This is a genomic window from Streptomyces tatrensis, from assembly GCF_049310065.1.
In the GTDB taxonomy this organism is placed as follows: Bacteria; Actinomycetota; Actinomycetes; order Streptomycetales; family Streptomycetaceae; genus Streptomyces.
Genome location: NZ_JBMDLB010000011.1, coordinates 3,269,596 through 3,295,199, shown reverse-complemented (window position 1 = coordinate 3,295,199; position 25,604 = coordinate 3,269,596). Strand labels below are relative to the sequence as shown.

23 protein-coding genes are annotated in these 25,604 nt (G+C 73.2%); 14 read left to right on the top strand and 9 right to left on the bottom strand.

All coding sequences use genetic code 11. The features are described 5' to 3' along the window. The first annotated feature begins 187 nt into the window (after positions 1 to 187). The 4 genes from ACODT5_RS30790 (at position 188) to ACODT5_RS30775 (ending at position 3,427) form a co-directional block, all read left to right on the top strand. Positions 188 to 1,279, top strand: coding sequence for a nitronate monooxygenase (locus ACODT5_RS30790; RefSeq protein WP_422522414.1), 1,092 nt, complete (start codon positions 188 to 190; stop codon positions 1,277 to 1,279). Further along, the gene (locus tag ACODT5_RS30785; RefSeq protein ID WP_422522413.1) at positions 1,276 to 2,022 is read left to right on the top strand and encodes a 16S rRNA (uracil(1498)-N(3))-methyltransferase; all 747 of its coding nucleotides are present in this window, start codon (positions 1,276 to 1,278) and stop codon (positions 2,020 to 2,022) included. Before ACODT5_RS30790 ends, ACODT5_RS30785 begins: the two co-directional genes overlap by 4 nt. A 133-nt stretch (positions 2,023 to 2,155) precedes the next feature. Continuing rightward, positions 2,156 to 2,515 carry a histidine triad nucleotide-binding protein gene (locus ACODT5_RS30780; RefSeq protein WP_422522412.1) on the top strand — a complete coding sequence of 120 codons (360 nt, stop codon included), beginning with the start codon at positions 2,156 to 2,158 and terminating at the stop codon, positions 2,513 to 2,515. Positions 2,516 to 2,518: 3 nt separating this feature from the next. Continuing rightward, the gene (locus ACODT5_RS30775) at positions 2,519 to 3,427 is read left to right on the top strand and encodes a ribonuclease Z (protein ID WP_422522411.1); all 909 of its coding nucleotides are present in this window, start codon (positions 2,519 to 2,521) and stop codon (positions 3,425 to 3,427) included. 530 nt (positions 3,428 to 3,957) lie between these two features. Here ACODT5_RS30775 and ACODT5_RS30770 read toward each other — a convergent pair. Next, entirely contained in the window at positions 3,958 to 5,343 is a 1,386-nt protein-coding gene (locus tag ACODT5_RS30770; RefSeq protein ID WP_422522410.1) for an MFS transporter, read from the bottom strand. A gap of 258 nt (positions 5,344 to 5,601) precedes the next feature. Between ACODT5_RS30770 and ACODT5_RS30765 the strand changes: the two genes are divergently transcribed. From ACODT5_RS30765 to ACODT5_RS30740, 6 genes are all read left to right on the top strand, one after another. Then, complete coding sequence (locus ACODT5_RS30765; RefSeq protein ID WP_422525093.1) at positions 5,602 to 6,702, top strand: carbohydrate kinase family protein; 1,101 nt, start codon at positions 5,602 to 5,604, stop codon at positions 6,700 to 6,702. 456 nt (positions 6,703 to 7,158) lie between these two features. Then, entirely contained in the window at positions 7,159 to 9,276 is a 2,118-nt protein-coding gene (locus ACODT5_RS30760) for a PhoH family protein (RefSeq protein ID WP_422522409.1), read from the top strand. 13 nt (positions 9,277 to 9,289) lie between these two features. Beyond that, the gene (gene ybeY, locus ACODT5_RS30755; protein WP_243334740.1) at positions 9,290 to 9,787 is read left to right on the top strand and encodes an rRNA maturation RNase YbeY; all 498 of its coding nucleotides are present in this window, start codon (positions 9,290 to 9,292) and stop codon (positions 9,785 to 9,787) included. Further along, positions 9,784 to 11,091, top strand: coding sequence for a hemolysin family protein (locus ACODT5_RS30750; RefSeq protein ID WP_422522408.1), 1,308 nt, complete (start codon positions 9,784 to 9,786; stop codon positions 11,089 to 11,091). Before ybeY ends, ACODT5_RS30750 begins: the two co-directional genes overlap by 4 nt. Beyond that, positions 11,088 to 11,450, top strand: coding sequence for an MmcQ/YjbR family DNA-binding protein (locus tag ACODT5_RS30745; RefSeq protein WP_422522407.1), 363 nt, complete (start codon positions 11,088 to 11,090; stop codon positions 11,448 to 11,450). Before ACODT5_RS30750 ends, ACODT5_RS30745 begins: the two co-directional genes overlap by 4 nt. A gap of 195 nt (positions 11,451 to 11,645) precedes the next feature. After that, a complete protein-coding gene (locus tag ACODT5_RS30740; RefSeq protein WP_243334727.1) occupies positions 11,646 to 12,002 on the top strand; it encodes a cytidine deaminase in 357 nt (118 codons plus the stop codon). Here the strand turns inward: ACODT5_RS30740 and ACODT5_RS30735 are convergent. Further along, positions 11,999 to 12,526 (bottom strand): ankyrin repeat domain-containing protein, encoded by a 528-nt coding sequence (locus ACODT5_RS30735; protein ID WP_422522406.1) that lies wholly within the window; start codon positions 12,524 to 12,526, stop codon positions 11,999 to 12,001. The genes ACODT5_RS30740 and ACODT5_RS30735 overlap by 4 nt on opposite strands. A 34-nt stretch (positions 12,527 to 12,560) precedes the next feature. Continuing rightward, positions 12,561 to 13,928 (bottom strand): MFS transporter, encoded by a 1,368-nt coding sequence (locus tag ACODT5_RS30730; RefSeq protein ID WP_422522405.1) that lies wholly within the window; start codon positions 13,926 to 13,928, stop codon positions 12,561 to 12,563. Between the two features lie 71 nt (positions 13,929 to 13,999). On the opposite strand from ACODT5_RS30730, the gene ACODT5_RS30725 reads away from it, so the two are divergent. The 3 genes from ACODT5_RS30725 (at position 14,000) to era (ending at position 18,918) form a co-directional block, all read left to right on the top strand. Next, positions 14,000 to 15,043: a GlxA family transcriptional regulator gene (locus tag ACODT5_RS30725; RefSeq protein ID WP_422522404.1), complete on the top strand. Its 1,044-nt coding sequence runs from the start codon at positions 14,000 to 14,002 to the stop codon at positions 15,041 to 15,043. Between the two features lie 168 nt (positions 15,044 to 15,211). After that, positions 15,212 to 16,651, top strand: coding sequence for a WxL domain-containing protein (locus tag ACODT5_RS30720; RefSeq protein WP_422522403.1), 1,440 nt, complete (start codon positions 15,212 to 15,214; stop codon positions 16,649 to 16,651). A gap of 1,316 nt (positions 16,652 to 17,967) precedes the next feature. Then, a complete protein-coding gene (gene era / locus ACODT5_RS30710; protein WP_374213701.1) occupies positions 17,968 to 18,918 on the top strand; it encodes a GTPase Era in 951 nt (316 codons plus the stop codon). 108 nt (positions 18,919 to 19,026) lie between these two features. Here the strand turns inward: era and ACODT5_RS30705 are convergent, their stop codons facing one another. The 6 genes from ACODT5_RS30705 to ACODT5_RS30680 form a co-directional block, all read right to left on the bottom strand. Further along, positions 19,027 to 19,716 (bottom strand): class I SAM-dependent methyltransferase, encoded by a 690-nt coding sequence (locus tag ACODT5_RS30705; RefSeq protein ID WP_422522402.1) that lies wholly within the window; start codon positions 19,714 to 19,716, stop codon positions 19,027 to 19,029. A 107-nt stretch (positions 19,717 to 19,823) separates the two neighbouring features. Beyond that, complete coding sequence (locus ACODT5_RS30700) at positions 19,824 to 19,949, bottom strand: hypothetical protein (protein ID WP_422522401.1); 126 nt, start codon at positions 19,947 to 19,949, stop codon at positions 19,824 to 19,826. A 134-nt stretch (positions 19,950 to 20,083) separates the two neighbouring features. Then, positions 20,084 to 20,923: a GNAT family N-acetyltransferase gene (locus ACODT5_RS30695; RefSeq protein ID WP_422522400.1), complete on the bottom strand. Its 840-nt coding sequence runs from the start codon at positions 20,921 to 20,923 to the stop codon at positions 20,084 to 20,086. Positions 20,924 to 20,965: 42 nt separating this feature from the next. Continuing rightward, positions 20,966 to 21,235, bottom strand: a complete 270-nt coding sequence (locus ACODT5_RS30690) for a protealysin inhibitor emfourin (RefSeq protein ID WP_422522399.1) — start codon at positions 21,233 to 21,235, stop codon at positions 20,966 to 20,968. 52 nt (positions 21,236 to 21,287) lie between these two features. Then, complete coding sequence (locus ACODT5_RS30685; RefSeq protein ID WP_422522398.1) at positions 21,288 to 22,343, bottom strand: M4 family metallopeptidase; 1,056 nt, start codon at positions 22,341 to 22,343, stop codon at positions 21,288 to 21,290. Between the two features lie 65 nt (positions 22,344 to 22,408). Further along, positions 22,409 to 23,491 carry an RNA-guided endonuclease InsQ/TnpB family protein gene (locus ACODT5_RS30680; protein WP_422522397.1) on the bottom strand — a complete coding sequence of 361 codons (1,083 nt, stop codon included), beginning with the start codon at positions 23,489 to 23,491 and terminating at the stop codon, positions 22,409 to 22,411. A gap of 317 nt (positions 23,492 to 23,808) precedes the next feature. On the opposite strand from ACODT5_RS30680, the gene leuA reads away from it, so the two are divergent. Further along, the gene (gene leuA, locus ACODT5_RS30675) at positions 23,809 to 25,572 is read left to right on the top strand and encodes a 2-isopropylmalate synthase (protein ID WP_422522396.1); all 1,764 of its coding nucleotides are present in this window, start codon (positions 23,809 to 23,811) and stop codon (positions 25,570 to 25,572) included. Positions 25,573 to 25,604 lie beyond the last annotated feature (32 nt).

Below are 25,604 nucleotides of genomic sequence, written 5' to 3'. Positions count from 1 at the left end.
CGCGCGGAGCAGCGTACGGGCAGCGTACGAGAACACCTGCGAGCCCGGTCCGGGGATGCCCCGGACCGGGCTCGCGGCATGCGGGACGGCAGGGCGGCGGCGGTATTCGGGCACCCCGGTGAAGGGGACTATGCCAGGCGAATGCCGTGATTCGGTCCCATGAGCGGGACATGGCACGATGCAGCTCATGTCCTCCGCACCGAACGGTCTCTTCGCGTACCCGATCGTGCAGGCGCCCATGGCGGGCGGCGCGTCCTGCCCGCCGCTCGCGGCCGCCGTGTGCGAAGCGGGCGGACTGGGCTTCCTCGCCGGCGGCTACAAGACCGCCGACGGCATGTACCAGGAGATCAAGCGGCTGCGCGCGCTCACCCGCCGCCCCTTCGGCGTCAACCTCTTCCTGCCGCAGGCCTCCCACGCGGACCCGGCGGTCGTGGAGGCCTACCGGGGGCACCTCGCCAGTGAAGCCTCCTGGTACGAGATCTCCCTCGCCGACGAGGACATCATCGGCAACAGCGACGACGGCTACGACGCCAAACTGGCCATTCTCATCGAAGACCCGGTACCCGTGGTCTCGTTCACCTTCGGCGTGCCCTCGCCCGCGGCCTTCACCTGCCTGCGCAAGGTCGGTACGTACACGATCGTCACCGTCACCTCCGTCGAGGAGGCCCGCGCCGCGCAGGCGGCCGGCGCCGACGCCGTCTGCGTCCAGGGCGTGGAGGCGGGCGGCCACCAGGGCACCCACCGCGATGACCCGCAGGGCGACGGCACGGCCGGAGTCGGCCTGCTCGCCCTCGTCGCGCAGGTGCGCGAGGCCGTGGCCCTCCCGATCATCGCGGCGGGCGGCCTGATGCGCGGCTCGCAGATCGCCGCCCTGCTCGCCGCGGGCGCGGAGGCCGCGCAGCTCGGCACGGCCTTCCTGGCCTGCCCGGAGTCCGGCGCGCACGCCCTGCACAAGAAGGCGCTGACCGACCCGCTGTTCGTCCGGACGGAGCTGACCCGGGCCTTCTCGGGGCGGCCGGCCCGCGGGCTGGTCAACCGGTTCATGCGCGAGCACGGCCCGTACGCCCCGGCCGCGTACCCGCAGGTGCACCACCTGACCGCGCCGCTGCGCAAGGCCGCCGCCGCGGCCGGGGACCCGCAGGGCATGGCCCTGTGGGCGGGCCAGGGGCACCGGCTGGCGCGGGCCCTGCCGGCCGGCGAACTGGTGGAGGTGCTCGCGGCGGAACTCGGCGCGGCACAGGACGTGTTGAAGGCAATGCAGATGAGGAGTGCGTCATGACCGCCCCGGTGTTCGTGGTCGAAAAGGTTCCCGAGGGGCCGGAGTTCGTCCTGGACGGCCCCGAGGGCCGCCACGCGGTCTCCGTGAAGCGGCTGGCCCCCGGCGAGGACGTGGTGCTGACCGACGGCCGGGGCCGGTGGATCGAGGGAGTGGTCAAGGCGGCGGAGGGCAAGGACCGTCTGGTGATCATGGACCTGGAGTCCGTCATGGAGGAGCCGGAGCCCACCGTCCGGATCACCGTCGTCCAGGCCCTGCCCAAGGGCGACCGGGGCGAGGTCGCCGTCGAGACCATGACGGAGACCGGCGTCGACGCGATCGTGCCCTGGCAGGCCTCGCGCTGCATCACCCAGTGGCGCGGCGACCGGGGCGCCAAATCCCTCGCGAAGTGGCGGGCCACCGCCCGGGAATCGGGGAAGCAGTCCCGCCGGGTCCGCTTCCCCGAGGTGGAGGAGGCGCTGTCGACCAAGCAGGTCGCGACGCTGCTCGCCGGTGCCGACCTCGCCGTGGTCCTGCACGAGGACCGGGACGCCCCCTCGGGCGCGCTGGCCACCGCGGAACTGCCCGCCGCCGGCTCCATCGTCCTGGTCGTCGGACCCGAGGGCGGGGTCTCCCCGGACGAGCTCGCCGCCTTCGCCGCGGCCGGGGCGCACCCGTACCGGCTGGGGTCCTCGGTGCTGCGCACCTCCACGGCGGGCACGGCCGCCGCGGCGGTCCTGCTGGCGAGGACGGGTCGCTGGTCCTGACGGGCCGCCGGCCTTGACGGGTAGCCGGTCTTGACGGGCAGCTGGTCCTGACGGACAGCTGGTCCTGAGCGGTCCGGCCGACGGCGCTGGATACGATGCCGGAACCGATCACCCGTCACGAAGGGCTCAGCACATGGCCGGGGAACCGCAGGCCGACTGCCTGTTCTGCAAGATCGTTGCGGGGAACATCCCCGCGACGGTCGTCCGGGAGACGGACACCACCGTCGCCTTCCGCGACATCAACCCGCAGGCGCCCACCCACGTCCTCGTCATCCCGAAGGCGCACTACCCCGACGCCGCCTCCCTCGCGGCCGCGGAGCCCGGGATCGCCGCCGACGTCCTGAGCGAGGCCGGCCGCGTCGCGGCCGACGAGGGGCTCGCCGACCGCGGCTACCGCCTCGTCTTCAACACCGGCGCCGGCGCCGGCCAGGTCGTCTTCCACGCCCACGCGCACGTCCTCGGCGGCCGCGGCTTCGAATGGCCCCCGGGATAAACCGTGTCCGTACGAGAACTCGTGGTCCTCGGCACCGCCAGCCAGGTGCCCACCCGCCACCGGAACCACAACGGCTACCTGCTGCGCTGGGACGGCGAGGGCATCCTCTTCGATCCCGGCGAGGGCACCCAGCGCCAGATGCTCCGCGCCGGGGTGGCCGCGCACGACATCAACCGGATCTGCGTCACCCACTTCCACGGTGACCACAGCCTCGGCCTCGCCGGGGTGATCCAGCGGATCAACCTCGACCGGGTCCCGCACCCCGTCACCGCCCACTACCCGGCCTCCGGACAGAAGTTCTTCGACCGGCTGCGGTACGCCACGGCCTACCGCGAGACCGTCCAGCTCGCCGAGGAGCCGGTGGCCGAGGACGGGATCCTGGCGCGCGGGGACGCGTACACCCTGGACGCCGTACGGCTCTCGCACCCGGTGGAGTCCTTCGGGTACCGGGTCACCGAGCCCGACGGGCGCCGGATACGGCCCGAACTGCTCGCGTTCCACGGGATCAAGGGGCCGGACGTGGGCCGGATCCAGCGCGAGGGCAGCCTCGGTGGGGTCACCCTCGACGAGGTCAGCGAGGCGCGCGCCGGACAGCGGTTTGCCTTCGTCATGGACACCCGGCTCTGCGAGGGCGTCGAGGTGCTCGCCGCTGGCTGCGACATGCTGGTCATCGAGTCGACCTTCCTCGACGCGGACGTCCAGCTGGCCACCGACCACGGGCACCTCACCGCCGGGCAGGCGGCCCGGGTGGCGCGGGACGGGGGCGTGCGGCACCTCGTGCTGACGCACTTCTCGCAGCGCTACGGCGACCCGTCCGAGTTCGAACGGCAGGCCCGGGCGGCCGGCTTCGAGGGCGAGCTGACGATCGCCGCGGATCTCGTACGGGTTCCCGTGCCGAAGCGGGCCGGATAGCGGGGCCGCCTGCGGCGGCTCGTGCGGAGCCGGTCCCCGGCTGCCGATGCGCTGCTCCGCGGGGCGGAGTTCCGCGCGGCGACCCTTGCCGCTGCGCGGGGCCGAGGTCCGCGCAGTGACCCTTGCCGCTGCGCGGGTCGAAGCCCCCGCAGCACCCCCTTGCCGCTGCGCGGGGCGAAGTCCCCGACCCGCCCTTCCACCGTTCCCCGGGCGCTGCCCGGACCCCGCTGGGGCTCCGCCCCGGCCCCCCGCGCCTCAAACGCCGGCGGGGCTGGAATTGCCCTGCGGGCAATCCAGCCCCGCCGAGCGGAAATCCAGCCCCTCCGGCGTTTGAGGCGCGGGGGGCCGGGGGCTGGCCCCCGGGAACGGCGCCGCACGCGGCAGGGGTCCGGGCAGCGCCCGGGGAACGGTGGAAGGGCGGGTAGGGGAGCTCTGCCCCGCAGGGCAGTCCCCGGGCGGGGGCGGTCGCCAGGTCGCGGACCACCGCGTCGGGCGGCAGCCGCCCGGGCGGCCGTCCCGGCTCCGGGAGCCTAGGCGCCGGTGCGGATGCGCCTGCGGGGGCGTTCCCGGGCTCGGCGGGCCGCCGCCGGGGAGAGCAGCAGCACCCGGAGCGGGGGCAGACGCAGCGGGCGGGCGCGGAGCTGCGCGAGCTCCACGACCTCCAGCTCCTGCGCGCCGACCCTCGGCACCGAGCCGGCCGGCGTCCCGGCCCCGGCGGCGAGCACGGCCGCCGGGGCCCCGCCACGCCGACGCACCGAGCCGGGGGTCAGCGGGCGTCCGCCGACGTGCAGGGCGACCGCGGCCATCGGCCCGGCCACCGCCAGCAGCAGCCCCCCGAGGGCCAGGCCCATGCCGGGGAACCCCGCGCGCTCGGCGAGCAGGCTCCCGGTGACGGGCCCGCAGGCCACGCCGAGCGAGGATGCGGAGCCGACCAGGACGGCCCAGCGCCCGCGCGGGTCGAGGGCGGCGGCAAGGCCGATGGCGTAGGAGAGCACGACGGGGTAGACCGCGTTCCACAGGATCTCCCCGGCGGCGAAGGACCCCAGGTCCCGCGCGTGCGAGGCCAGCACCACGCAGCAGGCGATGACCGCCGTGCCCACGCCCACCGGGACCGCCCGCCCGAGCCGGGCCCCGAGCGCGGAGGCGGCCGTGACCCCGAGCAGCCCGGCGCCGAGCGCGGCCGCGAAGACGATCCCGAGAGTGACCTCGGAGAGGCCCGCCTGCTGCGCGCCGATGCGGCCGCTGACGCCCCACAGGGCGTTCTGGGCCAGCGACCACAGCATCAGGGCCCCGGCGAGCACCACCCCGGCGCGGGGGTACGGCAGCCGCCCGGAGACCCGTACGGCGGCGTGGCCGGTGCCGTCGGCGCGGTCCGCACCGGCCAGGCGGCCCGTCGCCGGCCAGCACGCCAGCGCGACCAGGGCGATCGCCGCGAAGGGCAGCCCGTGCCCGCCGCCGAGCCGGGGCAGGGTCAGGTACAGGGCCCCGGCCGTCGCCGACACCGACAGCAGCCCCAGCGAGGAGGTCCGGTGCGGGTCGCGCTGCGCCGCGATCCCGGAGGCGGCCACGGCGGTGGCCGTGCCCGAGCCGAAGCCGCCGAGGACGGCGCCCGCGATGACGAGGGGGAGCTGCGCGGTGGCGGCCGCCGTGCCGTACCCGAGGACGGCGAGCAGCAGCCCGAGCCGGGCCAGCGGACGCGGCCCGTGGCGCGGGATGCGCGAGGCGAGGGTGAAACCGGCGGCGGCCGAGCCGAGCAGCAGGACCGAGCCGATCAGTCCGGCCTGCGCGGGGCTCAGCGGGAGGTTCGCGTCGAGCCGGCCGACGACGGTCGGCAACAGGTACGGGGCGACGTAACCGGAGGTGAAGAGTGCGACGAGCGGCCAGGCGGCGGGCGGCGCGGGGGTGCGGTCGGGCACGGTTGATCCAGGTGACACAGGTGGAGCGTGAGATTCCGCAAGTGCGCGGGGCTCATATTTATCAAGTGGCAGGATCTTCCGAGAAGGGCGTTCGGGCGGTGATCTGCGTCACACTGTAGAGCGGGTCCTCCCTGGCGGGAGAGCCCGACGGCGGACGTGGGTTGAACCTCGTGGAGAGACGTGGATCGAGCCCGGTGAAGACCAGTGAAGAAACGACCCGCCAAGATCAGAACGAGCGCCGACCCGAACGGGGAGTACATCGTGACCAGTCGCAGCAGCCGGGACAGCCTCGACTCCGCCGTGGACCCGCTCGGTCCGCTGCGCGACCCCCAAGAACCCGGCTGCGACGTCTTCCTGACGGGCACGGTCTTCCTCGACATCATCTTCACCGGCCTCGACTCGGCCCCCGTGCGCGGCACTGAGTCCTGGGCGCGCGGCATGGGGTCCAGCCCCGGCGGCGTCGCCAACATGGCCACCGCCCTCGCCCGGCTCGGCCTGCGCACCTCCCTGGCCGCCGCCTTCGGGGACGACCACTACGGGGAGTACTGCTGGGACGCCCTCGAACAGGGCGAGGGCATCGACCTGTCGATGTCGCGGACCGTGCCCGGCTGGCACAGCCCCGTCACCGTCTCGATGGCGTACGAGGGCGAGCGCACGATGGTCTCCCACGGCCACGAGGCCCCGCCCCCGGCGGGCCCCGGACCGTTCCCCCAGTGCCCGCCCCGCGCCCGCGCGGCCGTGGCCTCGCTGGGCCCGGGCGGCGGCGAGGCCTGGGTCGCCGAGGCGGCCCGGCGCGGGGCCCGGGTCTTCGCCGACGTCGGCTGGGACGACAGCGGGCGGTGGGACCTGGGGGCGCTGGCCGACCTGGAGCACTGCGAGGCCTTCCTGCCCAACGCGGGGGAGGCGATGGCCTACACGCGCACCGACTGCCCGCGGGCGGCGGCCCGGGCGCTGGCCGAGAAGGTGCCGATCGCGGTGGTGACGATGGGCTCCGAGGGCTCGTACGCGGTGGACGGGCGGACCGGGGAGACGGCCGAGGTCCCCGCGATCGCGGTCGACGCGCTGGATCCGACCGGCGCGGGCGACGTGTACGTGGCGGGCTTCCTGACCGGCACCCTCGCCGAGTGGCCCCTCGCGGACCGGCTCGCCTTCGCGGGCCTGACGGCCGCCCTGTCGGTGCAGGAGTTCGGCGGCTCCCTGTCCGCCCCGGGCTGGCCGGAGGTGGCCCACTGGTGGCGCACCGCCCCGGAGGCCCTGCGCGGCCGGTACGGCTTCCTGGACGACCTGGTCCCGCGGGCCGCGGAGCCGGCGAGCAGGCGCCGTGCGGTCCCGACGATCGGCTTCCGGCAGTCGGCTTAGGCCTGGCCGGCCGGGGAACGCGGCGGGGCCGTGCCCCGACCCCGACGCGTGTGTCCTCCCCCCGTGGTGGGTCGGCAACGTGCGGCGCCGTTGCCGGGGGCCGGCCCCCGGACCCCTGCTCCTCAAGCGCCGGAGGGGCTGATCTGGGCCGGTGGTCGGGTGCGGCGCCTATCCGGGGGCCAGCCCCCGGACCCCTGCTCCTCAAACGCCGGAGGGGCTGATATCGGCCGGTGGTCGGGTGCGGCGCCGTGCCCGGGGGCCAGCCCCCGGACCCCCGCTCCTCAAACGCCGGAGGGGCTGATATCGGCCGGTGGGTCGGGTGTGGGGCCGGCCCCCCAGGAGACCCCGTAAAACCCCTCGGGGATGCCGGGGCGGCGACGTAGGCTTGGAAGTCCGGCGGCCGTCGATCGGCGCGGCCCCTCAGTGGGAGGTATGCGCAGGCCACAGTGCCGGCCCATGACTCAGACACCGACAGCCAAGACCCCCGCGTCGGGGCAGGCGCGAGCCCACTTCACCGTTCCGGCCACCCATCCGATGGTGTCCGTCCTAGGCTCGGGCGACGCCCTGCTGCGCGTGATCGAGAAGGCCTTCCCGAGGGCCGACATCCATGTTCGGGGCAATCAGGTCAGCGCGGTCGGCACGGCGGCGGAAGTCGCTCTGATCCAGCGCCTGTTCGACGAGATGATGCTGGTGCTCCGCACCGGGCAGCCGATGACGGAGGACGCAGTGGAACGCTCGATCGCCATGCTCAGGTCGAGCGGCAACGGCGAGGGCCCGGACGAGACGCCCGCCGAGGTGCTCACCCAGAACATCCTCTCCAGCCGCGGCCGCACCATCCGCCCCAAGACCCTCAACCAGAAGCGGTACGTCGACGCGATCGACAAGCACACGATCGTCTTCGGCATCGGCCCCGCCGGTACCGGCAAGACCTACCTCGCCATGGCCAAGGCGGTCCAGGCCCTGCAGTCCAAGCAGGTCAGCCGGATCATCCTGACCCGCCCGGCGGTCGAGGCCGGCGAGCGCCTGGGATTCCTCCCCGGCACCCTCTTCGACAAGATCGACCCGTACCTGCGCCCGCTCTACGACGCGCTGCACGACATGATCGACCCGGAGTCGATCCCGCGGCTGATGGCGGCGGGCACGATCGAGGTGGCGCCGCTGGCGTACATGAGGGGTCGAGCGCATCCGATTTTCACACAAGTGCTGACCCCGGACGGTTGGCGTGCCATCGGCGACCTCCAGGTGGGTGACCTGGTCGTCGGATCGAACGGCGAACCGACCCCGGTTCTCGGCGTCTACCCGCAGGGCGAGAAGGACATCTACCGCCTCACGGCCCAGGACGGCGCCTGGACCCTGTGCTGCGGTGAGCACCTGTGGACGGTCCGCACGGCCTCGGACAAGCGCCGCGACAAGCCGTGGCGGGTCCTGGAGACCAAGGAGATGATCGGCAACCTCCATGCGGCGCACGCACGCCGCTACGAGCTGCCGCTGCTGACTGCGCCCGTTGCCTTCCCCGAGCGTGCGGTCCCCATGGACGCGTACGCGCTGGGTCTGCTGCTCGGTGACGGGTGCCTTACCGGTTCGACCACGCCTTCCTTCGCCACGGAGGACGAGGAACTCGTCCACGCCCTGGAGGCGGCTCTTCCCGGAGTCACCGCACGACACAAGGGCGGTCCTGACTATGTTTTGAACAGGGTGAAGTCGCCCGGCGACGTGGTCACCCTGGAGAACCCTGTTACCCGGGTCATGCGAGAGCTGGATCTGCTGGGCAGCCGTTCGCACTCCAAGTTCGTCCCGGACGACTACCTGTTCAACACAGATGAGATCCGTCTCGCGGTCCTCCAGGGTCTGCTCGACTCCGACGGTGGTCCCGTCACGCAGCAGGACCGCACCTGCCGGATCCAGTACTCCACCACTTCGATCGTCCTGCGGGACGACGTGATCGCCCTCGTTCAGTCCCTCGGCGGGGTGGCTTACACCAGGCGTCGTGCAGCCGAGGGCCGCAAGCAGGGCACTGCCCTGGCCGCTCACGTGCGTGACTCGCACGTCGTCGAAATCCGCCTCCCCGAGGGCATCGAGCCCTTCCGCCTCACCCGCAAGCGGGAGGCCTACCACGCGGCCGGCGGCGGCGGGCGCCCGATGCGCTTCATCGACTCCATCGAGCCCGCGGGCCGCGAAGAGGCGGTGTGCATCCAGGTGGCCGCCGAGGACTCGCTGTACGTCACGCAGGACTACCTGCTGACGCACAACACCCTCAACGAGGCCTTCGTCGTCCTCGACGAGGCGCAGAACACCACCCCCGAGCAGATGAAGATGTTCCTGACCCGGCTCGGGTTCGACTCGAAGATCGTCGTCACCGGCGACGTGACCCAGGTCGACCTCCCGGGCGGTGCCAAGAGCGGTCTGCGGCAGGTGCAGGACATCCTCGAAGGCGTTCCGGACATCGCCTTCTCGCGGCTCACGTCCGAGGATGTCGTCCGGCACAAGCTGGTCGGCCGTATCGTCGACGCGTACGAGAAGTACGACGACAGCCAGGACGCGAAGCAGTCGCGGAACGGCTTCCAGCGGAAGTAGAAATCAGCGCACCATGTCGATCGACGTCAACAACGAGTCCGGAACCGATGTCGACGAGCGGGCGATCCTCGACATCGCCCGCTACGCACTCGCCCGGATGCGGATCCACCCGCTCTCGGAGCTCTCCGTCATCGTCGTCGACGAGGACGCGATGGAGCAGCTCCACATCCAGTGGATGGACCTGCCCGGACCCACCGACGTCATGTCCTTCCCGATGGACGAGCTGCGTCCGCCGAAGAAGGACGAGGAGGAGCCCCCGCAGGGGCTCCTCGGTGACATCGTGCTCTGCCCCGAGGTCGCCAAGAAGCAGGGCGAGGACGCGCCGACGCAGCACTCCATGGACGAGGAGCTCCAGCTCCTGACCGTCCACGGGGTGCTGCACCTGCTCGGGTACGACCACGAGGAGCCGGACGAGAAGGCCGAGATGTTCGGCCTCCAGGCGGCCATCGTCGACGGCTGGCGCGGCGAGAACGGCGTGACCGGCCCGTCCCCGGCGCCGACCGTCTCATGACCGGTGATCTCCAGCTGATCACCGGGGCCGTCCTGCTGGTCGTGGTGGCCTGGTTCGCCGCGTGCGCGGAGTCCGGGATCGCCCGGATCTCCGCCTTCCGCGCCGAACAGGCCGTACGGGAGGGCCGGCGCGGCAGCGCGAAGCTGGCCCAGGTCGCCGGCGACCCCACCCGCTACGTCAATGTCGCGCTGCTGGTCCGGGTCACCTGCGAGATGGCGGCGGGCGTGTTCGTCACGTACGTCTGCCTGGACGAGTTCGGGGAGAACTGGACCGCGCTGCTCGTGGCCATCGCCGTGATGGTGCTCGTCTCCTACGTGGCGGTCGGCGTGTCCCCGCGCACCATCGGCCGGCAGCACCCGCTGAACACGGCGACGGCGGCGTCCTACGTCCTCGTACCGCTCGCCCGGATCATGGGGCCCATCCCGCAACTGCTGATCCTCCTCGGCAACGCGCTCACGCCCGGGAAGGGCTTCCGCAAGGGGCCCTTCGCCTCCGAGGCGGAGCTGCGCGCGATGGTCGACCTCGCGGAGAAGGAATCGCTGATCGAGGACGACGAGCGCCGCATGGTGCACCAGGTCTTCGAGCTGGGCGACACCCTCGTGCGCGAGGTCATGGTGCCGCGCACCGACCTGGTCTGCATCGAGCGGTACAAGACGGTCCGTCAGGCGACCACGCTCGCGCTGCGGTCCGGCTTCTCGCGGATCCCGGTGACCGGGGAGAACGAGGACGACATCGTCGGCATCGTGTACCTGAAGGACCTGGTCCGCAAGACGCACATCAGCCGGGACGCGGAGAGCGACCTGGTCTCCACGGCGATAAGGCCCGCGGTGTTCGTGCCGGACACCAAGAACGCGGGCGACCTGCTGCGCGAGATGCAGTCGGTGCGCAACCACGTGGCGGTGGTCATCGACGAGTACGGCGGCACCGCCGGGATCGTCACCATCGAGGACATCCTCGAGGAGATCGTCGGCGAGATCACCGACGAGTACGACCGGGAGATCGCGCCGGTCGAGGACCTGGGCGCGGACCGCTACCGGGTCACGGCGCGGCTGGACATCACCGACCTCGGCGAACTGTTCAAGGTGGACTCCTTCGACGACGAGGACGTGGAGACGGTCGGCGGACTGCTCGCCAAGGCGCTGGGCCGGGTGCCGATCGCCGGCGCCTCGGCCGTGGTGGACCTGCCGGACGGGCGGCCGCTGCGGCTGACCGCGGAATCCCCGGCGGGACGGCGGAACAAGATCGTGACCGTGCTGGTGGAGCCGGTGGTACCGGTGGGGGGCCAGGAAGGGGAGACGGAGTGACGCCTGCGGAGCTGCGCGCCTTCTGTCTGGGGTTCAACGCGGCGGTGGAGGAGTTCCCCTTCACCCCGGAAACCTCGGTGTTCAAGGTGCTGGGGAAGATGTTCGCGCTGAGCGCGCTGGACGCCGACCCGCTGAAGGTCAACCTCAAGTGCGACCCGGAGCGGGCGGTGGCGCTGCGGGCGGAGCACGAGGCGGTCGTGCCGGGCTGGCACATGAACAAGCGGCACTGGAACACGGTGACCGCGGGCGGGGCGGGCGCGCTGCCCGACGCGCTGGTCCGGGAGCTGGTGGAGGACTCGTACGACCTGGTCGTCGCGGGCCTCCCACGGGCGGAGCGTCTGCGGCTCGACCGGCCGTAGCGTTCCCCGGCGTGGAATCGGGGAAGGGTCGAAGGTCACGGATCACGGGACCTTCGGGGCCGTGGATCCCCTTACGCAGCGCTTAGTTTTATCCCTGCGCCACCAAGATCCTGGGGGGACACCGGGGGTGGAGGGGAGAGCGCGTCGGCGGGGTCGTCGTGCGGCCCCGCCGACGCGCTCCATATGCTTCGGGCCATGACCGACAGCACCGGGATCGACCCCGAAGACACCAAGATCATCACGTTGGCGCGCAGCGCCCGGGCCCGCAACGGCGTGCCCGAGGGGGCGGCGGTCCGGGACGAGACCGGCCGTACGTACGTCGCCGGGACCGTGGCGCTGGACTCCCTGAAGCTGAGCGCGCTCCAGACGGCCGTCGCGATGGCCGTGGCCAGCGGCGCCCAGTCCCTGGAGGCGGCGGCCGTCGTCAGCGCCGCCGAGGCCCCCTCCGACGCCGACCGCGCGGCGGTCCGCGACCTCGGCGGCCCGGACACCCCGGTCCTCCTGGCGGGCCCGGACGGCACCCTGAAGTCGACGACTCCGGCCGGCGCCTAAGCCGTCGCCGCCGGGCCGCCCGGCCCGGCGGCCCAGGTGCGCAGGAACTCCGCCGTCTCGGTGCGGCCGAGGCGGGTCGCCCACTCGGCGGGGGTCAGGGCCTTCCAGAGGACGTGCGGATCCGCTCCGTGCTCCAGCAGGACCCGGGCCGTTTCCGTGTGGCCCTCGGCCCCCGCACGGCCCAGAGCGGTGGCGCGCAGTCCATTGGCGCGGTCGGGGTCGGCGCCTGCGGCGAGCAGCTGCCGCACGATGCCGGCGTGGCCCCTGGTGGCCGCCTGCACCAGCGGCAGTTCCTCGTTGTACGGGCCCGTGATCTGCTCGGGGTCGGCGCCGGCGGCGAGCAGGACGCGCACCACGCCGTCCCGGCCCTCGCGCACGGCGAGGTCCAGCCCCGTGCGCCCTTCGGCATCCCTCGCGTCCACGGCGGCGCCCCGGCTCAGCAGCCGGGAGACGGTCGCCCCGTCCCCGGCCTCCGCAGCCCGTACCAGCTCGTCCGCCGCCGCTGCCCCGCCCCTGTCGTTCACGGGGACATCCTGGCAGTCCGGACCGGGCGGGCCGTCAGACCGCGACGGCCTTGGCCGGGGTCCGGCGGCGGATGACCATGGCCATCAGGGCGGCCATGGCGCACAGGGCGCCCGAGGCGTACCAGACGGGGTCGTACGAGCCGAAGGCGTCGCGGGCCAGGCCGCCGAGGAAGGCCACCAGGGCCGCGCCGATCTGGTGCGAGGCCAGGACCCAGCCGAAGACGATGGCGCCGTCCTCGCCGTAGTGCTCGCGGCACAGGGCGATCGTCGGCGGGACCGTGGCGACCCAGTCCAGGCCGTAGAAGACGATGAAGAAGATCATCGGCGGGTGCACGGTCGGGGCCAGCAGCATCGGGAGGAAGAGCAGCGAGATCCCGCGCAGGGAGTAGTAGACGGCGAGGAGGCGGCGCGATTCGAAGCGGTCCGTCAGCCAGCCGGAGAACACTGTGCCGATCACGTCGAACACGCCGATCACGGCGAGGAGCCCGGCGGCCGCCGTCACCGGCATGCCGTGGTCGTGGGCCGACGGGACGAAGTGGGTCTTCACCAGCCCGTTGGTCGAGGCCCCGCAGATCGCGAAGGTGCCCGCCAGCAGCCAGAAGGGGCCGGTGCGGGCCGCCTTGAGCAGTACGCCCACGGCCCGGCGGGCGGCGCCGGGGACGGGCGCGGGCTTGGGCGTGTACGCGCCCCCGTACGGGGTGGTCCCGATGTCCGCCGGGTGGTCGCGCAGCAGCAGCCAGACGAAGGGCACGACGGCCAGCGCCGCCAGCGAGACGGTGACGGCCGCCGGGCGCCAGCCGTGGTTCTCGACCAGCCAGGCCAGCAGCGGCAGGAAGACCAGCTGGCCGGAGGCCCCGGCGGCGGTCAGGATGCCGGTGACCAGGCCGCGCCGGGCGGTGAACCAGCGGTTGGTCACCGTCGCGGCGAAGGCCAGGGCCATCGAGCCGCTGCCCAGGCCGACCAGGACGCCCCAGTACAGGATCAGTTGCCAGGAGCTGGTCATCCACACCGTGGCCATCGAGCCGCCGGCTATGACGGTCAGCGCGAGGGCGACGACCCGGCGGATGCCGAAGCGGTCCATCAGCGCGGCGGCGAACGGCGCGGTGATCCCGTACAGCGCGAGGTTCACCGAGACGGCGAGGCCGATCGTGCCGCGCGACCAGTCGAACTCCTCGTGCAGAGGCTCGATGAGCAGGCCGGGGAGCGAGGCGAAGCCGGCGGCGCCGATGATCGTCACGAAGGCGACGGCGGCGACGAACCAGGCGCGGTGGATGCGGTGCGGAGGCCGGGACGGCGCGGGCGCGTCGGCGGGGGAGTCGATGGGGGCGCCGACGAGTGAGCCGGTCCCGGAGGCGGGCGTCGGTGCGGGGGAGGGGCCGGGGCCCGGGTCTGTCTGCGTCACGTCGACAGTTTCCGGCCGCCGGGGACCCGTACGACAGTGGCCTGACCGACACCCTTCGCTATGATCGGGCCATGGAGGCTCGTGCGCACCGTGCCCACCGCGTCGTCGTACTCGCCCTCGCCGGCCTGCTGCCCTTCGAGCTCGGGATCCCGCACCGGATCTTCGGGCGGGCGAAGGATCCCGTCGACGGGCGGCCGCTGTACGAGATCCTCACCTGCGGGCTCGCCCCCGGCCGGGTCCCCACGGACGCCGACTTCGACGTCCACGTCGAGCACGGCCCCGAACTGCTGGCCACGGCCGACACCGTGGTCGTCCCCGCCTCCTACGAGCTGGGCCCGGTCCACGCGGAGGGCCGGCTCACCCCCGAACTGGCCGTCGCCCTCGCGCACATCAGGCCCGGCACCCGGCTCGTCTCCATCTGCACCGGCGGCTACGTCCTGGCCGCCGCGGGATACCTGGACGGCCGCCGGGCCACCACCCACTGGTCCGCCGCCGCGCACTTCCAGCAGACCTTCCCGGCCGTCCTGGTCGACCCGGACGTGCTCTACACCGACGACGGGGACGTGCTCACCTCCGCCGGAGTCGCCGCCGGGATCGACCTGTGCCTGCACATCGTGCGCCGCGACCACGGCTCGGCCGTCGCCAACGACGTGGCCCGGCGCACCGTCGTACCGCCGCACCGCGAGGGCGGGCAGGCCCAGTTCATCGAGCGCCCGGTGCCGCAGCCGCAGCGGTCGGCCACCACCGCGGCCCGCGCCTGGGTGCTGGACCGGCTGCACGAACCGCTGCGGCTGACCGACCTGGCCCGGCAGGAGGCGATGTCGGTACGGACCTTCACGCGCAGGTTCCGCGAGGAGTCCGGGCTCAGCCCGGGCGAATGGATCACCGGGCAGCGGGTGGAGCGGGCCCGGGCGCTGCTGGAGCAGACGGACCTGCCGATGGAACACGTGGCCCGGGAGGCGGGCTTCGGTACCGCGCAGTCGTTGCGCAAACACGTCCAGGCGACGCTCGGCGTGAGCCCGACGGCCTACCGGCGTACCTTCCGGGAAGCCGCACCGGGCGCCACCCTGCCATCTCCTGATGGGCCATCAGTTGTTGCCGGGTCCGTGCATTGACTTCTTCCCCCGCCCGCTCGTGAATGGCCCCCTGGCGGGGTACGGGATCCCAGGGGGCGGTCAGTGCGGACTTCGGCGCGAACGACGGCGCGGACAACGGCGCGAGCGACGGCGCGGACAACGGCGCGAGCGACGGCGCGGCACAGAGGGTGGTCGGCCGCCGTCGGCATGGCGGTCCTGGCCGCCGCGACCGGGGGAGCGCTGAGCGCGCCCGCCGCCGCGGAGGGGGAGACGCCCCCAGGGCAGGTCGAGTTCCCCACGCACTGCCTGCCGCCGCAGGAAGCCGGACTGCCCCCGGCCGACGGGCCCACCACCGCCCGGGTCACCGTCGACGACCTCACGCCGCGCGTGGGCGACACCGTCACCGTCACCTACCAGGTCATCCGGACCCCCGCCGTGAACCCGCTCTCCGCCGGCCTGCCCGCCGACGTCCTCACCCCGACCGGGCGGATCGTGCTCGGGGGCGTGCAGCAGGGCGAGGTCACGGTCGTCGGGGCCAAGCGCAACGATCCCGTCGAGGCGGGCGGGGCGCTGCCCGCCGTCACCATGACCGGCACCTTCACCGTCACCGCCCCCGGCGAGATCACCCTGGCCCCGGGCGGCTACACCCTCCACACCGGCCACCTGCTCGAACTGGACACCGTCTGCGCCGCCGCCCCCGGGAGCGTGCCGCCCGGAGCGGACCCGACGCCGTCCGCGCAGCCCTCCGCGTCCGTCTCCGGGTCCGCGCCCGCCGCGCCGTCGCCGGAGTCCCCGTCTCCGTCCACGTCTCCGTCCCCGTCCGCGTCCCCGTCCGAGCCGCTGTTGCCGGCCGGGCCGCCGGTCGCGCAGCGGATCACCGCGAGCCCGCTGCCGACGGCCAACCTGCGCGCCGTCGCGCTCGGTACGGCGGCGGGAGCCCCCGGGGCCGGGGTCAAGGTCACCGGAGCCGGCTTCGTCCCCGGCGCGGAGGTCACCGTGGCCGGCCGGGCGGGCACGGCGGAGACCGCCGACCGGGTCACGGCGAAGGCCGACGAGCTCGGCGTGGTCCTCGCGGAGCTGCCGGTAACGGACCGGGCGACCACCGCCGTCGTGGCGTACGAGGGCGCCGCCTGGACTCCGGAGCGGGGCTCCGGCCCGTCCGCGTACACCGTGATCGCCGCCGCCCCGCTGCCGCCGGGGAGCCAGACGGTGACGGCGGTCGTGGAGCCGGGCGAGCTCGGCATGACCCAGGCGGGCGACGCCGTGACCCTGGCCGCGGTCCCGTACGGGGACGGCGGCGCGGCGGCCGGCCGGATCGGCACCGTCACCGTGAAGGACGCCCGCGGCGGGCCGGCCGGATGGTCCCTGATCGGCAAGGTCACCGATTTCACCGGCTCCGGCGGGGTCCGCATCCCGGGCGCCTCCCTGAGCTGGACCCCGACGTGCGCGGCCGCGCCCGGCAGCCCCAGCGCGTGTACGCCGGGCAGCGCGGGCACCGTCGGGCCCGACGGGGCGGTCCTGGCCTCCACCGGTGACGCCGCGCTCGTCGGCGGAACCTTCACCGTCGACGCGGCCGTCACCCTCCAGGTGCCCCCGTACACCGCGCCGGGCGCCTACACGGCGGTGCTGACCCTGACGTTGTCGTGACCCGGCCCGGTCTCCCCGCCGCCGCTGTGCCGCTGCGCGGGGCGGAGTCCCCGACCCGCCCTTCGCCCGTTCCCCGGGGCTCCGCCCCGGACCCGTTGCCGGGTGCGGCGCCGTTGCCGGGGGCCAGCCCCCGGACCCCCGCTCCTCAAACGCCGGAGGGGCTGAATTTCCCGGCCCACGGGTGTTCACGTGCGGGCCGAGGCGGGCCACATCCAGCCTCGCCGGCGTTTGAGGCGCGGGGTCTGGGGCGGAGCCCCAGGGGGGTCCGGGCGCAGCCCGGGGAACGGTGGAAGGGCGGGGCGGGGAGAAGAGTCCCGCGGGACCGCCCCGCGCGTGCGCGCCACCGGCGTGCCGCAGGCGCGGCCCCGGCTCCTGCTCCGGCTCCGCGGGCCTGGAGGCGCCTGGCCGGGGCGACGGCCGTCGCCGTGCTCATGGGGCTCGGCATCCTTCTGCTCGGCGGAGCCGGGGCGGCCACGGCCGCCGACAACGGGCAGTGGTCCGTCCTGCCCGCCGCCAACAAGCTCGGGCAGCGCCCGTACTTCTACCTCGCCGCCGCCCCCGGCCAGGCCGTCACCGACTCCGTCACCATCGCCAACCGCACCGACCGGCCCCGCACCTTCCGCCTCTACGCCGCCGACGCCTACAACACCGCCCGCGACGGCGGCTTCGCCCTGCGCGGGCCCGGGGAGCCCCGCACCGCCACGGGCGCCTGGACGGAGCTGGCGCGCGATCGGATCACCGTCCCGGCGAAGACCGCGGTCGACGTCGGCTTCACCCTCACCGTCCCCGACCGGGCCGAGCCCGGGGACCACCCCGGAGCCGTCGTCGCCCTGGAGGACCGGCCGGCCGGCACGGCGGTGCGGGGGATGGGCGTGCAGCAGGCCGTCGCCGCCCGCCTCTACCTCCGGGTCACCGGCCCCACCGCCCCCGCCCTGGCCGTCGAGGACCTCCGCACCGACCGTCGCGGCGCCGCCGGCGCGGAGATCTCGTACACGCTCCACAACCTCGGCAACGTCACCCTGCGCCCCCGCGCCACCCTGACCGCCTCCGGGGCCCTCGGCCGGGCCCTCCTCTCCCGCCCCCTCACCGGCCTGCCCGCCGAGCTGCTGCCCGGGCAGCGGGTCCGGCTCACCGCAGCCTGGGCGGACCCGCCCGCCCTGGAATGGGCCGAGGTCGCGGTGGTGGCGCGGGCCGACACCGCGGCCGCCCGGGCCACCGCCGAACACGCCGCACACCCCGCCCTGAACGGCCTGCTGGCGGCCGCTCTGGCCCTCCTGGCGGCGGCCTGGTCGGCGCTGGGAGCCGCATCGGGGAGAATGGCCCGTATGAGCGATCGTTCCCCCGAGACCACCAGCCCGCACCGTGCGGGCTTCGCATGCTTCGTCGGCCGTCCCAACGCGGGGAAGTCGACCCTGACCAACGCGCTCGTGGGTACCAAGGTCGCGATCACCTCCAACCGGCCGCAGACCACCCGCCACACGGTCCGCGGCATCGTGCACCGCCCCGACGCCCAGCTCGTCCTGGTGGACACGCCCGGCCTCCACAAGCCGCGCACGCTGCTCGGCGAGCGGCTGAACGACGTCGTGCGCGCGACCTGGTCCGAGGTCGACGTGATCGGCTTCTGCCTGCCCGCGGACCAGAAGCTCGGCCCCGGTGACAAGTTCATCGTCAAGGAGCTCGCGGGGATCAAGAAGACCCCCAAGATCGCCATCATCACCAAGACTGACCTCGTCGAGTCGAAGGTGGTGGGCGAGCAGCTCATCGCGGTGCACCAGCTCGCCGAGGAGCTGGGCTTCGAGTGGGCCGAGATCGTCCCCGTCTCGGCGGTCGGCGACACCCAGGTCCAGCTGCTGGCGGACCTGATCGCGCCGATGCTGCCGAAGAGCCCGCCGCTGTACCCGGAGGGCGACCTCACCGACGAGCCCGAGATGGTCATGGTCGCGGAGCTGATCCGCGAGGCCGCGCTGGAAGGCGTACGGGACGAGCTCCCGCACTCCATCGCCGTGGTCGTCGAGGAGATGATCCCCCGGGAGAACCGCCCGGCGGACCGTCCGCTGCTGGACATCCACGCCAACCTCTACATCGAGCGGCCCAGCCAGAAGGGCATCATCATCGGCCCGAAGGGCGCCCGCCTGAAGGAGGTCGGGATGAAGTCGCGCAAGCACATCGAGGCGCTGCTCGGCACCCCGGTCTTCCTCGACCTGCACGTGAAGGTCGCCAAGGACTGGCAGCGCGACCCCAAGCAGCTCCGCAAGCTCGGCTTCTGATTCTTGATGCGCCCCTCGCACCGGTCGGCCCTGGCGGGCCTCCCGGGCTTCGGGGCGCTGCGCCGGACTCCGTCCGGCGTGGGCCGGGGCTGATCCGGGAGGTACGGGTCAGGCGCGCCGGCGCACCTTCACCGCGTTGTCCGTACGGGTCCCGGGCCGGCCGTCAGGCTGGTTCTGGGCCCGTACGTGTTCCTCCGCCAGCAGGACCTCCCAGGCGCCGGCCTCCAGTTCCAGCTGGGCGAGGACGTCGTCCGGGGTCGGGAAGTCCACCTCCGGGCGGTCCTCCTGCCAGGACGCCCAGCCCGCGTGGCCGACGACGAGCAGGATCCCGCCGGGGGCCACGGCCGCGGCGGCCCGGCGCAGGATGCGGTCGCGCGGGAACTCCCCGAAGGTGTGCAGGAAGCACGCGGAGACCAGGTCGTACTCGCCCGCCGGGAAGGACTCCGCGAGGTCGTGCCGCTCCCACGCGGTGCGGTCCGCGACCCCGGCCTGGGCGGCGTGGGCCGCCGCCCGCTCCAGGGCGACCCCGGAGATGTCCGTCCCGGTGACGTACCAGCCCTGCCGCGCGAGCCACACGGCGTCGCCGCCCTCTCCGCAGCCGAGGTCCAGGGCCCGGCCGGGAGCGAGCGGGGCGACCTCCCCGGCCAGCACGGCATTGGCCTCGCCGCTCCAGATCCTGTCGCTCTCGCGGTAGCGGGAGTCCCAGAACTCCTCGCCCGCGAAATCGCCCTCGAAGTCGCTCCCGGGGGAGTGCGGGGAGCGCGGGGAGGGGGCGGCGTGGTCGTGCGCGTGTGCCATGGGGGCCTCTTTCCGGTCGGTACGGGTACGGGTGCCCGCGCCTCCGATGCTCCGCCCGGACCGCGGCCCCGGCCAAGCGATCTTGCCGTTCCCGCAAAACAACGGGCTCAGAGTTGCGCGGGACGCCCCCGGTCCGGCGGCAGCACGTCCGAGAGGTCGCCCAGGCCGAGCTCCCGCCACTGCCCGAAGGCCGGCGGGGGCGCGCCGCCCGGGTGGTCGAGCGACAGCGGCACGATCAGCCCGCAGGCGGCCCGGCCGTCCCACCAGACGGTCCCGGCCAGCGGCCCGGTGAGCCCCGCGGCCGCGTGAGGACGCGGCCCAGCGGCCGGCCGATCACAGCAGGCGGACGATCACAGCTGGCGGACGATCACAGCGGCCGGTCGGCGATCAGGGCCGTGCCCGCGGAGCGGAAGCCGAGGCGGGCGTAGAGGCGGGCCACGTCCTCGTCGCCCGCGGACAGGAAGACCGTGCGGGTTCCGCGGGCCAGGGCGTCGGTGACCAGGGCCGCCGTCACCGCGAGGGCCAGGCCCTGGCGGCGGGCCGAGGGGAGCGTGCCGACACCGACGACCTCGGCGATGTCGCCGACCGGGACGTACTGGCCGGAGCACAGGACCACGCCGTCGCGTACGGCCGCGGCCAGGGCGGTGCGGCCCGACTCGATCATCCCCGCGACCCGGACCCGGCGGCCCTCCGATGCCGGGTCCTGCTCCGCGACCGCGAGCTCGGCGGGGCCCGCCTCGCCCACCGCCGTGCCCGGAGCGGCGAAGGCCAGCATCGGCACGGTCACCGCCGGGCGCAGCAGCGGGTCGGCCGCGCCGAAGACGCGTACGTCCGGATGTGCGGGGAGCCGTGCCTCCGAGGGGTCGAGCACCATCAGCGGATGCGCGTGCACGGTCAGCCCGGCGCCCTCCGCGGCGGCCCGCAGGGAGGGGGTGGTTTCGGCCACCCACTCGAAGGCCTCGGGGACCTTCAGCTCCTGCTGCCGGGCCAGCACCCGCTCGACGTCGGCCACGGAGACGTCATCGGCCACGGAGACGCCATCGGCCGAGGCGGCGCCGAGCGCGGGCCGCGCGTAGTACGGCCAGCCGTCGCTCTCCTGGACGAACAGGGTCAGCGGGCCGAAGTCCTCGGCCCGCGCACCGCCGGCCCGGGGCGCCGCGTCGTAGTAGCGCTCGAGCTCGGGCAGACAGTCGGAAGGTGTGATCATCCGGCCATCCAATCAAGCGGACCCCTGGTCGGGCACCTTCTTTCAGGCACCTTCTTTGAGGACGCGGGAGATCAGCGAGCGCTGCGCCTCCGAGAGGTTCGGGTCCTGGCAGAGCACCGTCCGCCCGTCCACGGTGATCCGGTACGAGAAACCGTCCCGGACCCCGTCCGCCGGATGCCCCGGCGGGCCGGGCCGCAGGGCCAGCTGCGCCAGTGCCTGCCACTCGTCCTCGTCGGGCAGGTCCGAGGTGTCCACCTCGCCCCGCCGCTCGATCCCCGCGAAGCCGCCCGTCCGCACCACCTGAATCCGCATGACCGCCCTTCTACCCGACGCCTCGCACCCCACGCCTTGCGCCCCGCGCCCGTTACCCCAGGCCGACCGTCGACCATGCCTTCTGCAGCGCCTGGTGCTCCGCGCCGCCGTCGCCGTACCGGGTGACGGCCGCGGCGGTCGTCAGTGCGGCGAACCGGGCGAAGTCCGCCTTCGGACCCAGCTCCCCGCCGGTCAGGGTGTCGTACCAGATCCGTCCGGCCCGCTCCCAGGCCTTGCCGCCCAGCTCGGTCGCCACGAGGTAGAAGGCGTGGTTGGGGATGCCGGAGTTGATGTGCACCCCGCCGTTGTCGCGGGAGGTGCGGACGTAGTCGTCCATCGTCGCGGGCTGCGGGTCCTTGCCGAGCTCGTCGTCCTCGTACGCCGTCCCGGGCGCCTTCATCGACCGCAGGGCGAAGCCGCTGTCCACCGAGGGCCCGAGCAGTCCGGCACCGATCAGCCAGTCGGCTTCCTCGGCCGTCTGGTCCAGGGAGTACTGCTTGATGAGGGAGCCGAAGACATCGGACACGGACTCGTTGAGCGCGCCGGACTGGCCGTAGTACTCCAGGTCGGCGGTGTGCTGGGTGACCCCGTGGGCCAGCTCGTGCCCGATGACGTCCACGGACACGGTGAAGTCGAGGAAGAGGTCCCCGTCGCCGTCGCCGAAGACCATCCGGCTGCCGTCCCAGAAGGCGTTGTTGTACAGCCGGTCGTAGTGGACGGTGGCGTCCAGCGGCAGCCCGGCGTCGTCGATGGAGTGGCGGCCGAAGCCCTTGAAGAAGAGCTCGAAGGTGGCCCCGAGCCCGGCGTAGGCGCGGTTGACGCTGGCGTCCTGGCCGGCGTCCTCGCCCTCGCCGCGGACCTTCTTCCCGGGCAGCCGGGTCTGGTGCTGCGCGTCGTAGATGGTCCGCTCGGGGGTCTCGGACGGAGTGTCCCCGGCGGGCGGGAGCACGGCCATCAGCCGGCGGACCCGGTGGGAGGCGTCCAATTCGAGGGTCCGCCGCGCGGCGGCGGCCCGGGCGGGGTCCTGCGACCGGGCGATCTTGTCCAGGAGGTGCGGCGGCACCACGGTGCAGAAGACGGGGTGGCGGGGGGCGAGGAAGGCATCCATGTCCGGCAATGTGGCAGTGGGTCACACCGTTGTCACTAGGTGCAACCATGATTCATTCGGTTGTGTCACATGTCCGTCGCGGGGGCGACGAGACTTGCGTTGCGGCGCATCACCGGCTGCGATGCGACCGTCCGCGTCCGGCCGTCTCGCTGGTGCGGGACGGCTGGGGCCGGTGACGGGGCCCCGCTTCGCCACAACGCCAACGCGCGTGCGCGGATGTTGCGGGAGCCGTTGCGGTCTGCGTGATCAACGAATCCGCAGGACCGGCATGCGAAGCGGGCCTGTGAGGCCCGGTTCGCCTTGTCGGCGTGGCCGCACTGGGAGCAGGTGCGGGAGGTGTGTGCCGGGTCGACGTACACCACCGGCAATCCGGCCCGGCGGGCCTTGTACGTGATGAACGCGCCGAGCTGGGCGAAGGCCCAGCTGTGCACCATGGCCCGTTGGGGCTTCCTCAGCCGTACCCGTTCGCGGATCCCGGTCAGGTTCTCCAGACCGATTCCGCGCCCGGTGCGTTCAGCCTCGGCCACGATGTGTTTGGCGATCTTGTGGTTGATGTCCCGGGTGCGCCGCGCTTCCTTGCGGCGCCTGCGCTGGATGCGTCGCTTGGCGGACCTGGTGCCCTTGCGCTGCAGCTTGGCTCGCAGCCTGAGGTCCCGGCTCCGGAGGTGGTTCAGCCTTCGTCCGGCCATGATCTCGCCGTCCGAGGTGGTGGCGATGTTGACGATCCCCAGATCCACACCCAGGAAGTCCACCGGAGTTGCGTTCAGCTCCGCCTCGGGAACCTCGCACGTCGCAAGCAGGAACCAGGCCCCGTCACGCTGCAGCAGGTCGGACTCGCCTCGGCGGTGGGTGGCCAGCATGACGAGTTGTTCGGCGCCGGCTGTGATGCCCACCGACTTGAGGCGCCCGCTCGTCGTCCAGATCGAGATCGTGCCGGCTTCGACCTGCCACGACAGCATGCGGTCGTCATATGGCTGGGCCGCGTCCGACCGAAAGGATGGCGGCTTGTTTCCGGCCGGGCGCCGTCTCGAAATCGACCCGCCGGGCCTTCTGGCCTGCGGTTTCGCCTGCAGGGTCGTGCAGGCGTCGGCCGCTTTCCTGATTGCGTGCTGTGCGGCTTGCGCACCCAGCCCCCAACGCGCCTTCACAGCGATGATGCGATCGTACGTACGAATCGAATGTCGATTGAGGGATCGGCCTGACTCGATGCATTAAAAGAGGCTTAGCTCACAAAGGGTGCAAAACGGACCTGCGGGTCTTGCATACTGAAACAGGTCCCGCATTACGGGGCGGCTCGGTTAGGCTCGGCCCATCATGCGTTTCGGGCTGCTCCTCCTTAGCTGCCGCGGCGAGGGCCTGTAGTCGTAGGCCGACCCCCTCCCCGCGGAGTTTGGTGTTGCGGTTTTGCGACCGTCCGTCGGCCGTCCCAGCGAACTACACGCGGACACGCGAGGAGCCCTACGCCATGAGCCAGCACACTTTTGTCGGTCGCCCCACGCCCATCACGAACGCGACCCACACCCAGAAGCCCTCCGGGATGCCCATCCACAAGTACGGCTCGTACGAGCAGGTGGCCATCCCCGACCGCACCTGGCCCGAGGCCCGCGTCACCAAGGCGCCCCGCTGGCTCTCCACGGACCTGCGCGACGGCAACCAGTCGCTGATCGACCCGATGACCCCCGCCCGCAAGCGCGAGATGTTCGACCTGCTGGTGCGCATGGGCTACAAGGAGATCGAGGTCGGCTTCCCGTCCTCCGGTGAGACCGACTTCAACTTCGTGCGCTCCATCATCGAAGAGGGCGCGATCCCGGACGACGTGACCATCTCCGTCCTGACCCAGGCCCGCGAGGACCTGATCGAGCGGACCGTGGAGTCGCTGGTCGGCGCCAAGCGCGCCACCGTGCACCTGTACAACGCGACCGCGCCCACCTTCCGCCGGGTCGTCTTCCGCGGCTCCAAGGAGCAGATCAAGCAGATCGCCGTCGACGGCACCCGCCTGGTCATGGAGTACGCGGACAAGCTGCTGGGCGCCGACACCGTCTTCGGCTACCAGTACAGCCCGGAGATCTTCACCGACACCGAGCTGGACTTCGCCCTGGAGGTCTGCGAGGCCGTCTGCGACGTCTGGCAGCCGTCCGAGGGCCGCGAGATCATCCTGAACCTGCCCGCCACCGTGGAGCGCTCCACGCCCTCCACCCACGCGGACCGCTTCGAGTGGATGGCCCGCAACCTGACCCGCCGCGCGCACATCTGCATCTCCGTGCACCCGCACAACGACCGCGGCACCGCCGTGGCGGCCGCCGAGCTGGCCCTGATGGCCGGCGCCGACCGCATCGAGGGCTGCCTGTTCGGGCAGGGCGAGCGCACCGGCAACGTCGACCTGATCACGCTGGGCATGAACCTGTTCTCCCAGGGCATCGACCCGCAGATCGACTTCTCGCAGATCGACGAGATCCGTCGCACCAGCGAGTACTGCAACCAGATGGAAGTCCACCCGCGCCACCCCTACGCGGGCGACCTCGTCTACACCGCCTTCTCCGGCTCCCACCAGGACGCCATCAAGAAGGGCTTCGACGCCATGGAGGCCGACGCGGCCGCCCAGGGCAAGACCGTCGACGACCTCGAGTGGGCCGTCCCGTACCTGCCGATCGACCCGAAGGACGTCGGCCGCTCCTACGAGGCGGTCATCCGGGTCAACTCGCAGTCCGGCAAGGGCGGCATCGCGTACGTCCTGAAGAACGACCACAAGCTGGACCTGCCGCGCCGCATGCAGATCGAGTTCTCGCGGATCATCCAGGCCAAGACCGACTCCGAGGGCGGAGAGGTCACCCCGGCCGCGATCTGGAACGTCTTCCAGGACGAGTACCTGCCCAACCCCGAGAACCCGTGGGGCCGCATCCAGCTGCGCTCCGGCTCGACCGCCACCGACAAGGACGGCACCGACACGCTGACCGTCGAGGCGGTCGTGGACGGCGTCGAGGCCGTACTGAACGGCACCGGCAACGGCCCGATCTCGGCCTTCTTCGACGCGCTGGCCGCCATCGGCATCGACGCCCGCCTGCTGGACTACACCGAGCACACGATGAGCGAGGGCGCCTCCGCCGTCGCCGCCTCGTACATCGAGTGCGCGATCGACGGCCGTGTCCTGTGGGGCATCGGCATCGACGCGAACACCACCCGCGCCTCCCTGAAGGCGGTCATCTCCGCCGTCAACCGCGCGGGCCGCTGAACCCGTTCGGACAGGAACCCCGCTCGGCCGTG

Bases quoted from the DNA above. Each gene is read 5' to 3' on its own strand.
- ACODT5_RS30790 (WP_422522414.1), top strand. From the start codon at position 188: ATGTCCTCCGCACCGAACGGTCTCTTCGCGTACCCGATCGTGCAGGCG.
- ACODT5_RS30785 (WP_422522413.1), top strand. From the start codon at position 1,276: ATGACCGCCCCGGTGTTCGTGGTCGAAAAGGTTCCCGAGGGGCCGGAG.
- ACODT5_RS30780 (WP_422522412.1), top strand. From the start codon at position 2,156: ATGGCCGGGGAACCGCAGGCCGACTGCCTGTTCTGCAAGATCGTTGCG.
- ACODT5_RS30760 (WP_422522409.1), top strand. From the start codon at position 7,159: ATGACTCAGACACCGACAGCCAAGACCCCCGCGTCGGGGCAGGCGCGA.
- ybeY (WP_243334740.1), top strand. From the start codon at position 9,290: ATGTCGATCGACGTCAACAACGAGTCCGGAACCGATGTCGACGAGCGG.
- ACODT5_RS30750 (WP_422522408.1), top strand. From the start codon at position 9,784: ATGACCGGTGATCTCCAGCTGATCACCGGGGCCGTCCTGCTGGTCGTG.
- ACODT5_RS30740 (WP_243334727.1), top strand. From the start codon at position 11,646: ATGACCGACAGCACCGGGATCGACCCCGAAGACACCAAGATCATCACG.
- ACODT5_RS30725 (WP_422522404.1), top strand. From the start codon at position 14,000: ATGGAGGCTCGTGCGCACCGTGCCCACCGCGTCGTCGTACTCGCCCTC.
- ACODT5_RS30720 (WP_422522403.1), top strand. From the start codon at position 15,212: ATGGCGGTCCTGGCCGCCGCGACCGGGGGAGCGCTGAGCGCGCCCGCC.
- era (WP_374213701.1), top strand. From the start codon at position 17,968: ATGGCCCGTATGAGCGATCGTTCCCCCGAGACCACCAGCCCGCACCGT.
- ACODT5_RS30705 (WP_422522402.1), bottom strand. From the start codon at position 19,716: ATGGCACACGCGCACGACCACGCCGCCCCCTCCCCGCGCTCCCCGCAC.
- ACODT5_RS30695 (WP_422522400.1), bottom strand. From the start codon at position 20,923: ATGATCACACCTTCCGACTGTCTGCCCGAGCTCGAGCGCTACTACGAC.
- ACODT5_RS30690 (WP_422522399.1), bottom strand. From the start codon at position 21,235: ATGCGGATTCAGGTGGTGCGGACGGGCGGCTTCGCGGGGATCGAGCGG.
- ACODT5_RS30685 (WP_422522398.1), bottom strand. From the start codon at position 22,343: ATGGATGCCTTCCTCGCCCCCCGCCACCCCGTCTTCTGCACCGTGGTG.
- leuA (WP_422522396.1), top strand. From the start codon at position 23,809: ATGAGCCAGCACACTTTTGTCGGTCGCCCCACGCCCATCACGAACGCG.